Genomic DNA, 14,268 nt, shown 5'->3' on the forward strand with positions numbered 1-14,268 from the left:
GGTGAGATTTCCACTTAGCATGCGCTGGCTGCTAGCCGCCATCGTCTTGATCGTCGCAGCGGCGGTGATCATTGTTAGCCGTGCCCATCAGCCACGCCGCCTTGCCCCTCTGGTCGCTGAGTTCAGCGGGGGCGGCGCGACGCTGGCGCTCAGAAGGGCGCTGCTGCCAGCACAGACTGATATGCTGCGGATCAGCGTTGCGCCGCTGGCGCTGCCGGCCAGCGCCAGCCTCGACGCAATCACTGCCGAGCTATCCACTGCACTCGCCTACGTCAGCGCACGCACTGCCACGACCCTTTCCGAGCCAATAACGATCACGATTAACACCGAAGCGAATTGCACGTTGCACGGCGTAGCCTACACGCAGAATCGCGAAGTACAAGTCTTTACCTGTGCCGCCATTCCATCTGACCGCGTCGTTGCCATTCTAGCGCACGAACTTGTCCACCAATTAGCCCACGACTACTACGGTGATGCACATCTCAACAGTGACCCGATCGTACTCGAAGGCTGGGCAACGTGGGGCGCAGGACACTACTGGCTGAGCCGGCACGCCACCTTCCGCGACTTCCTTGGCGGGGAAGCGCCGCTGCCATTGGCAGCCAACCATCTCGGCCGGCCCGTCGCCGAAATGAACACCCTCTACTACCAGTGGGCCAGCTTCGTCGAATATCTGCTGGTCACGTATGGCCGCGAGGCCTTCGACCGGCTTTACCGCAGCGGCAATAGCACACCCGGCAGCGCCGATTATCAAGGCGTCTATGGGGTTGATTTAGCAACCCTTGAAGCCGCTTGGCAGGAGTGGTTACGGTAGCGACAAGCGGGGCACGTCATACCTTGCCCCGCTTCAATGTCAATCACCCGGCATGTGGGTGCGGCGAGCAACGCCATCTTCGATTGCGGCCCGCGCCACCGCAGCAGCGATGGCCGGCACAATCTGGCGATTAAAAACACTCGGCACGATATAGTCTTCGTTCATCTCTTCAGCCGGAATGGCATCGGCCAGCGCATTAGCAGCGGCGAGCCGCATCGCCGAAGTGATTTTACGGGCATTGACATCGAGCGCGCCGCGGAAGATCCCGGGGAAGCTCAGCACATTATTGATCTGGTTTGGCTGATCGCTGCGCCCGGTCGCGACCACCCGAGCATACTGGCGCAGCATATCGGGATCGCCTTCGGGAATGGGGTTGGCCAACGCAAAGACAATCGGATCGGCGCTCATTGACCGCACATGATCAGGGGTGAGGATATTACCCTTTGACACGCCGATAAACACATCGGCCCCGCGCAGAGCGACAGCTAGATCGCCGCGCCGGCGCTCGCGGTTGGTCAACGAAGCGATAATGCGTTGCATTGGCGTCTGGCGGGCATGATCCCCTTCAACCAAGATGCCAAACCGATCCACTGCTGTAATCTCACCGACACCGGCTTCGAGCAGCGTGCGAATAATCGCAGTACCCGCAGCGCCGATACCATTCACCACCACGCGCACATCGGCCAGCGTCTTGCTCACCAGACGCAAGGCGTTGCGGAGGGCGGCCAACACTACCACAGCAGTGCCATGCTGGTCATCGTGCATCACGGGCAGATCGAGGCTTTCTTCGAGCCGGCCCTCGACAATAAAGCAATTAGGGGCGGAAATGTCTTCGAGATTGATGCCGCCGAAACTGGGCGCAATCTGCTCAACCGTCTGCACGATCACGTCAGGATCCTGCGAACGCAAACAAATCGGCACTGCGTCAATATTGGCCAGCTCTTTAAACAGGATCGCCTTGCCCTCCATCACCGGCATGGCCGCTTCGGGGCCAAGATTGCCCAAACCGAGAATGGCCGAACCATCGCTGACTACCGCCACACTGTTCCCTTTCCACGTCAACGAATAAACCTTTTCGGGATCGTCGGCGATAGCGCGGCAGACGCGGGCCACCCCCGGCGTATAGGCCAGTGAGAGGTCATCACGGGTCTTTAGCGATACGCGGCTCTGGGTAGCAAGCTTGCCGCCGAGGTGGGCCAGAAAGACACGGTCACTCACCTGAAGCACTTTAATGTTCGGGAGCGTGTTGATTGCGGCTACCAGTCGCTCGCCGTGCTGTTCATCTTGTACGCGCACGGTGATGTCGCGCACGAGAATGTTGCGTTCGACGCGGACAATATCGATCGCGCCGATGTCGCCGCCGACCTCGCCAATTAGGGTTGTGAGCCGGCCTAACATACCGGGCCGATTCTCAATTTGGCAGCGCAAGGTCAGCGTATAAGCCACCCCAACGGACATACCCTTCACCTCGTTTTCTGGCTGTAACACACAAAAATGCCCGTCACGTTGACGGGCATCACTGCCTTATTCTTGTATAGTACCACAAGTAACAAATGTGGTGAGCAGGTGCTGCAAGCCCGGCAGGGAACGGAGATAGGATTGGGAAGCCCGCTGCGCGGGCCGAGTTGGAACAGCCCCCAAGAGACACAAGAAGCACCAGCGGAATAGCTGTAGAGAGCCACAAAAGGCACAACTTGTACTCTCATTTTCGCGTCTTTTGTGTCCTTTTGTGGCTATTCACAGCTTTTATCGCCGATACTGACGCGGCGCGACACCGACCTCACGCTTGAACGCCTTGCTAAACGCCGCTTCGGAATGATAGCCGACCCGCTCGGCAATCTCGCTCACCCGCATATGGGGATGTTCGGTAAGTAACCGAGCAGCTAGTTGCATGCGCCAGCGGGTGAGATAAGCGATTGGCCCCTCGCCAGTCAGAGCAGAAAAACGAGCGGCAAAAGCCGATCGCGAACAAGCCACGGCCTGCGCTAGCGCAGTAACAGTCCATGGCTGCTGGGGCTGGCTATGGATGAGGCCAAGCGCCTTGCCAATCAGCGGATCGTGCAGCGCGCCAAGCCAACCACAACGCTCGACTCCTTGCAACTCAACCCAGCGCTGGATGATCTGAATAAACAGAATATCAGCCAGCCGGCGCAAAACCACCTCTTTGCCGGGGCGGTCGGCTTCGGCTTCGGCAGCCATCAATGCCAGTACACTGGCAAACGTGCCTGCTTCGCGATGTGGAATATAGACGATCCGGGGCATCTGTTGCAGCAGCGGCAACAGATCGCGTCGCTCAATATCGAACGTCCCGCACAGCACGATCGCAGTTGGTTGATCGCTCCAGCGCATCAATGCGCAGCTTCCCCACTGATCCAGTTCAAGATTACGGAAAAGGGGCGCGGTCGGCGTTTCGCAGAGGGTATGCTCGTCGCCACCGGGTAAGAGCAGCACATCACCCTCACCCACCGGCAGCAAGGTATCATCGCCGGCTAACCGCACATAGCCGTTACCGCGATGCAGCACATGAAAGACTGCGCATGGGTGCGGCGCAAAGTGCAAGCCCCACGGCGAACCAAGCTCAGAACGGCAGTAGACACTGCTGCTGAGGCGTAACGTATCGAGGATGTAGGTGAGTGTATCCATGATGGGTGGACGATCGGCAAAAATATACGGATAGATCAACATAGATCATCCAGTATTGTTCCATTATAGTCTCGGTATAAGCCGTCTGCTAAGGGGAGAAATGCCGATGCATCCACCACCGAAAGGGGCGCAGCCCTTCATCTACACCCTGCTGGTTTTACTACACATCTTGGCCGCGATGACAGCGGTTGGCTTAAACGCCAGTTATGCCATTTGGATTGCCCGCGGTACGCGCAATCCTGCTAGCTTGCCATTTGCGCCGCACGGCGTCAAGTTTATTGATGACTACGTGGCTAATCCCTGCTACCTCATTGGGGCCGTCACCAGCACACTCATGATTGCAGGGGCAAGAGCGTCGTACCATTGTTGTGGATAGCGATCGCACTCTCCCTTGTGGCGAGGACAATGGCGTATGGCCTCTACACCCCCTTGCTCAGCCGGCAAATCAAGATGCTCGAGGCAACGAGTATCAGACACTAGCGCGCCGTTCCAATCAGGTCGGCGTCGCAATGGGCATACTGGTGATCATTATTCCGGCGCTCAAAATCTTTGAACCGCCGTTCTGGTAAGCACACCACAGGAGCAATTGTATGGTAAGCATCCGGATCGTCCATCTCATTTATACCTTCGCGGTTGGACTTTTTGCCGGCCTGCTCTACACCTTCGAGCAAGGCGTGATCCCAACGCTAGCTACGCTGAACGCCACCGAGTACGCGCATATCGAACAGGGTCTGATTCGGGCGCTCGACGCCTTTCCAACAGGTGTCATCGTCGTGGCGAATCTAGCGATGTGGCTACCATTGTACCCGCTCATCCGGCTATGGTCGCAGCGTCACACGACCTATTGGCGACTCACAGCATTGGGATGGGCGCTGTTCTTTTTTGGGGTTGGCGTCTTTACGATCGTGTTAAACGTGCCGATCAACAATGCTGTCTTGGCGTGGGATCAAGCAGCGCCGCCGGCAGATTGGGCACAAGTGCGAGAAGCATGGAATCAATTGAATGCGATCCGGACGCCGATCAACTACGTGAGTTTTGGCTTGTTGATCTGGGCGGCGTTTGGAGAGGGAGAGGCGAGCGGATAAATGAATTCTTCCGTTCGCTAGCTTTTTCAGCAACAGCGCATCCTGATTCTATGTGATTGCTGCGGGTGTTCCATTCGCAGCCACCACTCGCAGAATAGTCATTCACTATGCGCATCCCCCCTCGCCAACCACAGCGCAACTTACGCCAGCAGACCGTGGTACAATGCCGCCAAGACACATACCACAGGAATACGATCATGAATCCTGACATCATCCGTATCATTGTAGCGCTGATCATTGCGGTGTTGCTCCTAGCACAATTTCAGCGCAGCGCTGCCGGTTCGCGGCGGCGGCTCGCGTTTGGGTTAGGAGCAGCAGCGATGGTGGTGATTGCCACGTCAAATATGGTTACGACAGCGCTCTTACCGCTCATGGTAGTGGGTGGCGGATTGGCACTAGCGGCGGTATGGTTGCTCTGGCAGGCATACCAGCGCGGCGAGTTAGAGGATCGCTTTGATCGCGCCCGGCGCTACTTGGAATCGGAACGGCGCCGCTATGATGAACACAAGCGGGGAGGTTCGCGCGATGATTGATCTAGAGATGATTGGCCGGCGAGCGAAGAAGGCGGCGCGTGCGCTGGCAAATCTGGCGACTGAGCAAAAGAATGCTGCGCTCCATGCGCTTGCCGATGGCCTGCTGGCGCGGCAAAACGAGATATTGGCCGCGAATGCGGCTGATGTGGCTGATGCCGAACGGGCTGGCACGCCGCCGGCGATTGTCGATCGGATGCTGTTGACCGAAGCGCGGCTGAAAGCGATTGCTGACGATTGCCGGAAGGTAGCGGAGTTACCCGATCCAGTAGGTGAAATCTTCGATCAGCGCGAGTTGCCGTCGGGGTTGCGCTTGTATAAGCGGCGGGTACCGATCGGTGTGATTGGCGCGATTTACGAGGCGCGCCCGAATGTAACGGTTGACATTGCTGCGTTGTGCCTCAAAGCCGGTAATGCGGTAATCTTACGCGGTGGCAGCGATATTGGGCGTAGCGTCGCCGCGACCACCACTGTTATTGCCGACGCCTTGAAGGAGGCCGGTCTGCCAGTGTTTGCAGTCCAGAGCATTACCGATCCCGACCGCGAGTTAGTGCGGCAGTTACTGCGGCTGGATCGCTATGTGGATATGATAATCCCGCGCGGTGGCGCTAGCCTGCACCGCTTCTGCGTTGAAAATGCGACGGTGCCGGTGATTGTCGGCGGGATGGGCGTAAGCCATATTTATGTCGAGCCGAGTGCTGACTTTGCCCGTTCGGTGCCGGTGATTGTGAATGCCAAGGTGCAGCGACCGGGAGCATGCAATGCACTCGACACGCTGCTAGTGCATCGTGACGCGGCGACAGCCTTCTTGCCGATGGTCGCTGCGGCATTGGCCCAGCATGGCGTCGAGATGCGTTGTGATCTTGAGGCGCTGGCAATCCTGTCGGATGCGCCCGGTCATGAAGCATGGAACATCAAACCGGCTGAGCCAGCCGATTTTGGGCGCGAGTTTCTTGCTCTGATTGTGGCGATTAAGGTGGTGGGTGATATTGACGAGGCGCTCGATCATATCGCCCAGTACGGTGGTCATTCTGAGGCTATCCTAACCGGCGATCCGATCAGCGCAGCTCGATTTACGCGCGAAGTCGATGCGACCGCAGTGTTTGTTAATGCGAGTACCCGCTTCAACGATGGCGGTCAGTTCGGCTTGGGGGCTGAAGTGGCGATCTCAACCAACCGGCTGCACGCACGCGGGCCGATGGGATTGCGGGAATTGACGACGTATACGTGGATCGGCGAGGGAGATTATTTGGTGCGAGCATGATCAGATTGCGCTTGGCCCACCTCTACCCGGATCACATGAATGTCTATGGCGATCGCGGCAACGTGATCGCCCTGCGCCAACGTTGCCTGCGACGCGGCATTGAGCTAGAGGTTATTCCTGTAAATCCCGGTGATATGATTGACTGGGGATCGGTCGATCTGGCGTTTTTCGGCGGCGGTCAAGATAGCGGGCAGACGCTGATCACAACCGATCTGATCGAGCGGCAGGGGCCGGGATTGCGGGCCGCGATGGAGAACGATCTGGTTATGCTGGCAATCTGTGGCGGCTACCAATTGCTCGGTCACTACTTCCTTACCCACACCGGCGAGCGGCTGCCCGGTTTAGGGGTGCTGGATGTGCATACCATCGCCGGCAAACAGCGGATGATCGGCAACATTGTGATCGAGGTTGATCTAGGACGGGGGCCGTGGCGATTGGTGGGGTTTGAGAACCACAGCGGGCGCACCTTCCACGGGGCAAGTGTCAAACCACTAGGCAAGGTACTAGCCGGCTATGGCGACAACGGCCAAGACGGCTGGGGCGGTGCAATCTACCGCAATACGTTTGGGTGTTATCTGCACGGTGCGTTGTTGCCGAAAAATCCGCAACTGACCGATCACTTGATCAGGCTGGCGCTGCGCCGGCGCTACGGGGCGCAGGTCGAACTAGCGCCGTTGCCTGCCGAACGCGAATTAGCAGCACAGCGCGTGATGGTACAGCGGTTAATAGGGCAGACTTAGTGAAATGGGAGACGGATATACACGGATCAGGCGTAGCATGCCGCTCGCTGGTGTTATTGTGAGAGGGGGTAGCGCCGAAACAAGTTCCCGTTTTCGGCACGTGCTATGCAGGGCGGCAGACGGAATGGGCACGGATTAACGCAGGTGCGACGGATGGAAACGGATTGTCGTTAAGCTACACCGAAGAACGATAAGGTTTCTTTGGAGGAGACGGCATCATGCTCATCACGACCACTGGCACGCCAACCGAAGAAGAAGCTGCGGCGGCGGTTGCAGCGATTACCCTGTTACTGGCTGAAGAGGCGGCGCAGACCGTAGCAATGCCATCTGAACCACCGGCGCGCTGGCGCGATTCGATGCGCTTGATAGTGCAGGGGTTGCAACCAACGCGCGTTCCTGAGACGCCGCGCTGGTCAACCATCGAGCGGCTGCGCCGGGCCGGAAGGGGTGGAATGGGGATTGTGGGACTGTAACCCCCTTCTCCTGCTGGTTCAAGGGCAGACAGAACATCTGCATTCACCAGACAACCCGGCTCTAAAGGGCCGGGCTACCATTACGAAGCCCGCTGCGCGGGCTGATGGCCCTCACCCCCATCCCCTCTCCCACTCTGCAAGCGAGGAGCGATCATTCCTTGCGGTCGAGTGCATAGCTGAGCCAGTGACACGGTACGCCCCCTCTCCCACCGTGAGGTGAGAGAGGGAGCGAGGGGTGAGAGCAAACCATATACACGTATGCGTTCTGTCCACCCCTTTCTCCCACTAGGAGGAGAAGGGAGCTAAGTGAGGCAGGAACTAACTCACCACTGGCAGATCAACAATCTCAATATTCTCCAGACCGCCGTAGATCGTCCACCACGGTTTCGCACCCTTGGCCAGCGTCTCATTCAGCGCGGTAATATTGGCCACGCCGCGATCTTCAAGCCATGCTTCTAGTGCCGCCAACCCCTGCTGGGCATAGACCGGAATACCATCTTGCCATGTTGCACGGCCGCACAACACACCAGCGAAGGGCGTTCCAGCTTCGGCAGCCAACTCGAGCGTCTCGCGGAACACCTCATCAGAGACGCCAGCGCTGAGATAGATGAAGGGTTTGCACGCAGCAGCAGCAGCCTGCCGGAAGTATTCCTTCGCCTCTTCACGGCTATAGGCTTTTTGGCCGCTAAACACGCGCATCCCCTCAACAAACTTCACATTCACGGGCACTTCGACCTTGAGCACATCAACACCATACTGCGGCTTCGAGAACTCGGCCATATAGGCGGTGACATACTTGGGCTTCACCAGCGCAAATTCAAAGCTCTTCTCATCGCCAACCGTGTCATCGTAGGCGATCGGCTCAAGGAAGAAAGGAATATCGTTGGCCGCGCACTCGGCGCCGATCCGCTCGATAAAGGCATGCTTGATCTCGTTAATTGCCGGATCATCGAAAGGATTGTAGTAGAGCAGAATCTTGATCGCATCGGCACCAGCTTCTTTCAGCCGACGCACACTCCAGACATCGAGCAGATCGGGCAAGCGACCACGAACCGAAGCGTCATAGCCGGTCTTCTCGTAGGCCAGCAAAACACCGGTACCGGGAGCGCGCTGGGCAATCGCCGGCAAGCCGTACTCCGGATCCATCAAAATGGCGCTCGCGTAGCGAGTGAGAATGCGCGTGACAGCGGTCTTGAACATTGTCAGATCTTCGTTCGATGCATCTGCACCACGCGCTTTTGCAATCGCCTTTTTTAGCGAACCGCGCTGATCCATCGCCGCCGCTGCAATAATGCCATTGGCGTCAGCACAGGCTTGAATCCCATTAAACTTGCCCCGCGTCATTTTCACTTTAGCCATTGGACAACTCCTTGTTTCCATCATCGGGCAACAACCAGCGTGATCGTCTAGCAGAAGGGAAATAGCTTGCGTACACAGACTGGGAAGGAGCAGAGTGGCAACACCTTTATTATACTCGATTCACTTCCAACGCCGGTAAAATATGGTACAATCGAAGTGTATTTCCCCAATGTGCATGGGAAGAGACACGGGGAGGTTGTATGAAACAGGTGATCGGTGTCTTCACCTTTCTGCTTGGTCTGATTATTGGCTTGATCGGCGGCGCGGCACTGTTAGCATACGCCTATCAAGCAGCCGGACTGTACCCGCCCGACGATGCAACGATCAAGTTCATCGCCCGCGAGCGGGGCTGGCTCCGCGACGATGTGTAGGCAATGGCCGGCGGCGCGGTGAAGGCGATCGCCTTCACCGCTGAGCGGTAAGCAATGTATTGTATTCCCCTTCATCACGTTAGGTCGCACAAGGAGGTGCAATTTGGACAAGATTTGGTTGTCGTACTACGAGCCGAGCGTGCCGCAGTCGCTGACTTATCCTGACATTACGCTCAGCGACATGTTAAACAACAGCGCCAAAACCTACGCCGATCACACTGCTACCAATTTTGTGTTGCGCTATCTGCTGGGCGGGCGATTCACCATTGGCGGCAAATTCACCTATCGGCAGTTGAACGAAAAAGTTGACCGGATGGCGACGGCGCTTTACCAGCTCGGTGTGCGCAAAGGGGATCGGGTGGCGGTGATGTTGCCCAACTCGCCGCATTACATTATCACCTTCTTTGCCTGTATGCGGCTCGGCGCGATCGTGGTCAACACCAATCCAACCTACACCGGGCGCGAATTGCAGCACCAACTGCATGACTCGGGCGCTGAAACGATCGTGTTACTGAACCTGTTCTGGCCGCGCTTGCGTGAGGTGCGCGCGGAAACGCCGGTCAAGCGGGTGATCGTGGCCCATATCTTTGATACGCTCGGCTTCCCCTCGAATCTGCTGGTGAAGAGTGCGCAAAAGAAGACACCGGAATGGGTTGATGTCATGCCTGAGCAGGACATCTTCTTCTTTCAGCACCTGCTCGAGAAGTACGGCCCGACGCCGCCCAAAGTCAATATCAAGCCCGATGATGTCGCCCTGTTCCAATACACCGGCGGCACCACCGGCCTGCCCAAAGCGGCGATGCTGACCCACCGGAATCTCATTGCTAACACGGTACAAGTAGCAGCGTGGTTGACTCGTGGTGAGCCCGGTGGTGAGAAGATGATGGCAGCCATCCCCTTCTTCCACGTCTACGGGATGACCGTGGCGATGATGTACAGCATCCACATCGGGGCCGAGATTGTGATCGTGCCCAGCCCGCGCCCGATCGACAATGTAATGAAAGTTATCCAGCGCGAGCGCTGCACGCTCTTCCCCGGCGTACCGGCGATGTACATCGGCATTATTAACCACCCGAAGGTCAACGAGTACGACCTGCGCAGCGTAAAGGCATGTATCAGTGGATCGGCGCCGCTGCCGATGGACGTGCAAGAGAAGTTCGGCCAACTGACCGGTGGCCGTCTCGTCGAAGGCTTCGGCATGACCGAGGCCAGCCCGGTGACGCATTGCAATCCGGTCTTTGGCGAGCGTCGTGCCGGTAGCATTGGCATCCCGCTGCCCGATACCGAGGCAAAGGTGATTGATCTTGACACTGGCAAGGAGATTGAACCGGGCAGCGATGCAACCGGCGAGCTGTGCGTGCGTGGGCCGCAGGTGATGAAGGGCTATTGGCAACGGCCTGAGGAGACGGCGCAGACGATCGATGCCGATGGCTGGCTGCACACTGGCGATATTGCGCGCGTGGATAAGGACGGCTACTTCTATATCGTTGACCGCAAGAAGGATATGATCAACGTCGGCGGTTTGAAGGTGCTGCCGCGCGATGTCGAGGAAGTGCTCTTTATGCACCCCAAGGTGATGGAAGCAGTGGTCGTCGGCATTCCGCATCCACAGCGTGGCGATGATACGGTGAAGGCGTTTGTTGTGCCAAAGCCGGGTGAGCAGCCGACCGTTGAAGAGATTAAGGAGTTCTGCAAGTTGCACCTTGCCCCGTATAAGGTACCACGCGAGGTTGAGTTCCGCACCGAGCTGCCTAAGACGCTGGTCGGCAAGGTGTTGCGCCGTGTGCTGGTCGAGGAAGAAAAGGCCAAACAGAAGGCGGCGATGGCGACTGCGTAAAGTGGGTTATCCCAACCCCCTCTCCCGCGTGGCAGAAGAGGGGGTTGGGTTGGATAGCCACGAACACTCTCAAAAACAAACTATTGTTGTGCATTTTGCGTCTTTTTACGGCACCCGGCCCTCAAGGGCCGGGCTATCCGTACTAAGCCCGCTGCGCGGGCTGATGGCCCTTTCCCCCTTGCCCCCTCTCGCTGGGAGAAGATGCCTCCACCCCCGGCCCCTTCCCCCGCTAGAGGAGGGGAGATCAGGAGAAGGGTGTGAGGAATAGGAAAAGGGCCTCGCTCCCGCCTCCTCATTCCCAACCCTTTGCGCTCTTTACGCCTTGGTGTTTCACGCCTGTGCGAAACTAGACGGCTGTCCGGCTCTACTACGCCTTTGCCGCCTCTGCAGCTATGTCATTGGCCTTCACCTTCGGCCCTTCCCCAGCTCTCGGCAGGCAAGGAATGATGTTTAGCGCGGCTCGTCCGTTTCCCTGCTACAATGAGCAGTGATGGCAGGCCTACAGCGGCAAGGAGAAGAATATGCTGACCCCTTTTCAAAACGAACCGTTTGGCAATTTTGACAGCGGCGACCGGCGCGCGGCGATGCAGCGGGCGATCCGGCACGTCGCTGGACAACAGGGCGCGACATATCCGCTGGTGATCGGCGGCGAACACATCGTGACCGAGCGCAAGCTTGCTTCGATCAACCCGGCTGAGCCGAAGAAGGTGGTCGGCTACGCCAGCAGCGCCTCGCAAGAGCAGGCCCATCAGGCAGTACTCGCGGCTGACGCCGCCTTCCGCACTTGGTCGCGCACACCGGTGAGCGCGCGGGCGCAGGTCTTGTTACGCGCAGCGGCGATTATGCGCCGACGGAAAGAGGAACTGGCGGCGTGGATGATGTACGAGGTGAGCAAGAATTGGGTCGAAGCCGATGCTGATGTAGCCGAGGCGATCGATTTTTGCGAGTGGTACGCGCGGCAGGCGTTGATACTCCAAGGTGAACGACAACCGCTCGTGCCCTACCCCGGCGAATTTAACGAGTTGCGCTATATTCCGCTGGGGCCGGGGTTAGCGATTCCGCCGTGGAATTTCCCCCTCGCGATTGCAACAACGCTGACGGTGGCGCCGATTGTGGTTGGGAATACGGTGGTGCTCAAGCCGTCGCCGCGTGCGCCGGTAATGGCGAACTTGCTGGTGCAGATTTTGGAAGAGGCTGGCTTGCCGCCGGGAGTCGTCAATCTCGTCACCGGCGAAGATGCGGTGATCGGTGATTTTCTGGTCGACCACCCGCTAGTGCGCTTCATCGGCTTCACCGGCTCAAAGAATGTCGGCCTGCGCATCCAGCAGCGCGCCGCCATACGCCAACCCGGCCAAAATTGGCTTAAGCGTCCGATCCTTGAGATGGGCGGGAAAGATGCCATTATCGTCGATGAGACAGCCGATCTTGAGGCGGCGGCAACCGGGATTGTTGTGAGCGCCTTTGGGTTCCAAGGCCAAAAATGCAGCGCCTGTTCGCGGGCAATTGTGGTTGATCAGGTCTACGATCAGGTGTTGCAGCGGGTGATTGAGAAAGCCAAAGCGTTACGGCTAGGCAATCCGACCAAGCCAGAGACAGATATGGGTGCGGTGATCGATCAGCGCGCCTTCGATTCGATCAGCCAGTATATCGCGATTGGACAAGAAGAGGGGCGGTTGGTGGCCGGCGGTGAGGTGATCGACCACGAATTGGTGAAAGACGGTGGTTTCTTTATCAATCCTACCGTGTTTGCCGATGTGCCTCCCCACGCTCGTATCGCGCAAGAAGAGATTTTTGGGCCGGTGCTGGCCTTCATCCGCGCCGCTAACTTCGACGAGGCGTTGGCCATCGCGAACGATACTGAATACGGTCTGACCGGCGGCCTCTATAGCCGCAAGCTCGAACGGCTCGAACGGGCGCGTGAGGAGTTCCATGTCGGCAATCTCTATTTCAACCGCAAGTGTACCGGCGCGCTGGTGGGGGTGCAACCGTTCGGCGGCTTCAATATGTCGGGCACCGACAGTAAGGCCGGCGGGAGCGATTATCTGCGGTTGTTTACCCAACCTAAGGTAATCAGTGAGCGGTTCTAGGACGAAGCAAAGGTGCGGTAAAGCCGGACGGCTGTCTGGTGCCGCAAAGGGGCAGGGGTGGGGGTGATTTGAGAAGGTAAGAGCTAACCTCGAAGGGCTATGCACACGTGTGGCAGAAAGATTCTCAAAACAGCTTTGCGTCTTTGCGTTTACAAACATATTAAGGCACAACCATGATCAGAATCGGTTGCGCGGTGTGGGCCTACCCCGGCTGGATAGGCGACTTATTCCCGCCGGGAACGCGCAGCAGCGAGTTTCTCAAGCTGTATAGCCGGCAGTTGACGACCGTGGAAGGTAACACCACCTTCTACGCGACGCCGTCGCCGGCAACCGTAGCGCGGTGGGTCGCCGAGACGCCGGCCAGCTTTCGCTTTTGCTGCAAATTGCCGCGCGAGGTGAGCCATACCGGGCCGCTGGCCGAGAAGTTGTCGCAGGCGCGCGCCTTTGTCGAACGGATGCAAGGGTTGGGGGAACGGTGCGGCCCGTTCTTTCTGCAATTGCCGCCGGGGTACAGCCCGGCTCGCCGCGCCGATCTCGAGCGGTTTGTGGCCGGTTGGCCGCGCGAAGTGGAACTGGCAATCGAGGTGCGCCACCCCGACTGGTATTTACCAGTGGCGGAAGCGCCGCTAATGGAGTTGCTGGAGCGATACCGGATCGGGCGAGTAATCATGGACGTGCGCCCGATCCGGAACCCGAACGATCCCGGCGGAGTATTACTAAATGATGCCCGTGAGCGCAAGCCTGACGTGCCGTTACGCCCGCTGCGCAGCCGCGGGCCAACACTGGTGCGCTACATTGGCCATCCCGATCTGGCGCGCAATGCGCCCTTTTTAGATGAATGGGCAGCGCGGATCGCCGAATGGGTCGCGACCGACTCCAACATCTACCTGTTTATGCACTGCCCTGACGAAACGCAATCGCCGCATCTGTGCCGCCAGATCGCGGCCCGGCTACGTGGGTTGGGAGCGCCAGTGACCGCAGCGGGGGATCGTTCACCTGAAGCACCAGAGCAGTTGGGGTTGTTTGGGTAAGTTGACGCATTCCAAGGCGACGCAGTAATAACAT

The 14,268-nt window shown here is 58.2% G+C and carries 14 protein-coding genes; 11 read left to right on the forward strand and 3 right to left on the reverse strand.

Features of this window, described 5'->3' with window-relative positions:
• The first annotated feature begins 1 nt into the window (after nucleotide 1).
• Nucleotides 2-814 (forward strand): hypothetical protein, encoded by an 813-nt coding sequence (locus tag Q1A00_RS14370; RefSeq protein WP_298408494.1) that lies wholly within the window; start codon nucleotides 2-4, stop codon nucleotides 812-814.
• Between the two features lie 39 nt (nucleotides 815-853).
• Here the strand turns inward: Q1A00_RS14370 and Q1A00_RS14375 are convergent, their stop codons facing one another.
• Both Q1A00_RS14375 and Q1A00_RS14380 read right to left on the reverse strand, forming a co-directional pair.
• Nucleotides 854-2,272 (reverse strand): malic enzyme-like NAD(P)-binding protein, encoded by a 1,419-nt coding sequence (locus Q1A00_RS14375; RefSeq protein WP_298408505.1) that lies wholly within the window; start codon nucleotides 2,270-2,272, stop codon nucleotides 854-856.
• 288 nt (nucleotides 2,273-2,560) lie between these two features.
• A complete protein-coding gene (locus Q1A00_RS14380; RefSeq protein WP_298408513.1) occupies nucleotides 2,561-3,499 on the reverse strand; it encodes an AraC family transcriptional regulator in 939 nt (312 codons plus the stop codon).
• Between the two features lie 64 nt (nucleotides 3,500-3,563).
• On the opposite strand from Q1A00_RS14380, the gene Q1A00_RS14385 reads away from it, so the two are divergent.
• The 6 genes from Q1A00_RS14385 (at nucleotide 3,564) to Q1A00_RS14410 (ending at nucleotide 7,549) form a co-directional block, all read left to right on the forward strand.
• The gene (locus Q1A00_RS14385) at nucleotides 3,564-3,833 is read left to right on the forward strand and encodes a hypothetical protein (protein ID WP_299645289.1); all 270 of its coding nucleotides are present in this window, start codon (nucleotides 3,564-3,566) and stop codon (nucleotides 3,831-3,833) included.
• 214 nt (nucleotides 3,834-4,047) lie between these two features.
• Entirely contained in the window at nucleotides 4,048-4,542 is a 495-nt protein-coding gene (locus Q1A00_RS14390) for a DUF1772 domain-containing protein (protein ID WP_298408518.1), read from the forward strand.
• A 197-nt stretch (nucleotides 4,543-4,739) separates the two neighbouring features.
• Complete coding sequence (locus Q1A00_RS14395) at nucleotides 4,740-5,075, forward strand: hypothetical protein (protein WP_298408521.1); 336 nt, start codon at nucleotides 4,740-4,742, stop codon at nucleotides 5,073-5,075.
• The gene (locus tag Q1A00_RS14400) at nucleotides 5,068-6,336 is read left to right on the forward strand and encodes a glutamate-5-semialdehyde dehydrogenase (protein ID WP_298408529.1); all 1,269 of its coding nucleotides are present in this window, start codon (nucleotides 5,068-5,070) and stop codon (nucleotides 6,334-6,336) included. The genes Q1A00_RS14395 and Q1A00_RS14400 overlap by 8 nt, the downstream gene beginning before the upstream one ends.
• A complete protein-coding gene (locus Q1A00_RS14405) occupies nucleotides 6,333-7,076 on the forward strand; it encodes a glutamine amidotransferase (protein ID WP_298408531.1) in 744 nt (247 codons plus the stop codon). Before Q1A00_RS14400 ends, Q1A00_RS14405 begins: the two co-directional genes overlap by 4 nt.
• Before the next feature lie 218 nt (nucleotides 7,077-7,294).
• Nucleotides 7,295-7,549 carry a hypothetical protein gene (locus tag Q1A00_RS14410; protein ID WP_299757473.1) on the forward strand — a complete coding sequence of 85 codons (255 nt, stop codon included), beginning with the start codon at nucleotides 7,295-7,297 and terminating at the stop codon, nucleotides 7,547-7,549.
• Nucleotides 7,550-7,867: 318 nt separating this feature from the next.
• Here Q1A00_RS14410 and Q1A00_RS14415 read toward each other — a convergent pair whose 3' ends face one another.
• Nucleotides 7,868-8,908 (reverse strand): tagatose 1,6-diphosphate aldolase, encoded by a 1,041-nt coding sequence (locus tag Q1A00_RS14415; RefSeq protein ID WP_298408554.1) that lies wholly within the window; start codon nucleotides 8,906-8,908, stop codon nucleotides 7,868-7,870.
• 200 nt (nucleotides 8,909-9,108) lie between these two features.
• Between Q1A00_RS14415 and Q1A00_RS14420 the strand changes: the two genes are divergently transcribed.
• From Q1A00_RS14420 to Q1A00_RS14435, 4 genes are all read left to right on the forward strand, one after another.
• Nucleotides 9,109-9,279, forward strand: a complete 171-nt coding sequence (locus Q1A00_RS14420; protein WP_156525280.1) for a hypothetical protein — start codon at nucleotides 9,109-9,111, stop codon at nucleotides 9,277-9,279.
• 103 nt (nucleotides 9,280-9,382) lie between these two features.
• Nucleotides 9,383-11,116, forward strand: a complete 1,734-nt coding sequence (locus Q1A00_RS14425) for a long-chain fatty acid--CoA ligase (protein ID WP_298408563.1) — start codon at nucleotides 9,383-9,385, stop codon at nucleotides 11,114-11,116.
• A 521-nt stretch (nucleotides 11,117-11,637) separates the two neighbouring features.
• Nucleotides 11,638-13,203, forward strand: coding sequence for an L-glutamate gamma-semialdehyde dehydrogenase (gene pruA / locus Q1A00_RS14430; RefSeq protein ID WP_299757477.1), 1,566 nt, complete (start codon nucleotides 11,638-11,640; stop codon nucleotides 13,201-13,203).
• A 173-nt stretch (nucleotides 13,204-13,376) separates the two neighbouring features.
• Nucleotides 13,377-14,234 carry a DUF72 domain-containing protein gene (locus Q1A00_RS14435; protein WP_298482052.1) on the forward strand — a complete coding sequence of 286 codons (858 nt, stop codon included), beginning with the start codon at nucleotides 13,377-13,379 and terminating at the stop codon, nucleotides 14,232-14,234.
• Nucleotides 14,235-14,268 lie beyond the last annotated feature (34 nt).

Source organism: uncultured Chloroflexus sp. (assembly GCF_938091255.1).
In the GTDB taxonomy this organism is placed as follows: Bacteria; Chloroflexota; Chloroflexia; order Chloroflexales; family Chloroflexaceae; genus Chloroflexus.

What these genes read in the sequence shown, in the direction of transcription:
- Q1A00_RS14390 (WP_298408518.1), top strand. Translation starts at nt 4,048, where the DNA reads ATGGTAAGCATCCGGATCGTCCATCTCATTTATACCTTCGCGGTTGGA.
- Q1A00_RS14400 (WP_298408529.1), top strand. Translation starts at nt 5,068, where the DNA reads ATGATTGATCTAGAGATGATTGGCCGGCGAGCGAAGAAGGCGGCGCGT.
- Q1A00_RS14395 (WP_298408521.1), top strand. Translation starts at nt 4,740, where the DNA reads ATGAATCCTGACATCATCCGTATCATTGTAGCGCTGATCATTGCGGTG.
- Q1A00_RS14385 (WP_299645289.1), top strand. Translation starts at nt 3,564, where the DNA reads ATGCATCCACCACCGAAAGGGGCGCAGCCCTTCATCTACACCCTGCTG.
- pruA (WP_299757477.1), top strand. Translation starts at nt 11,638, where the DNA reads ATGCTGACCCCTTTTCAAAACGAACCGTTTGGCAATTTTGACAGCGGC.
- Q1A00_RS14380 (WP_298408513.1), bottom strand. Translation starts at nt 3,499, where the DNA reads ATGTTGATCTATCCGTATATTTTTGCCGATCGTCCACCCATCATGGAT.
- Q1A00_RS14410 (WP_299757473.1), top strand. Translation starts at nt 7,295, where the DNA reads ATGCTCATCACGACCACTGGCACGCCAACCGAAGAAGAAGCTGCGGCG.
- Q1A00_RS14435 (WP_298482052.1), top strand. Translation starts at nt 13,377, where the DNA reads ATGATCAGAATCGGTTGCGCGGTGTGGGCCTACCCCGGCTGGATAGGC.
- Q1A00_RS14415 (WP_298408554.1), bottom strand. Translation starts at nt 8,908, where the DNA reads ATGGCTAAAGTGAAAATGACGCGGGGCAAGTTTAATGGGATTCAAGCC.
- Q1A00_RS14375 (WP_298408505.1), bottom strand. Translation starts at nt 2,272, where the DNA reads ATGTCCGTTGGGGTGGCTTATACGCTGACCTTGCGCTGCCAAATTGAG.
- Q1A00_RS14405 (WP_298408531.1), top strand. Translation starts at nt 6,333, where the DNA reads ATGATCAGATTGCGCTTGGCCCACCTCTACCCGGATCACATGAATGTC.
- Q1A00_RS14420 (WP_156525280.1), top strand. Translation starts at nt 9,109, where the DNA reads ATGAAACAGGTGATCGGTGTCTTCACCTTTCTGCTTGGTCTGATTATT.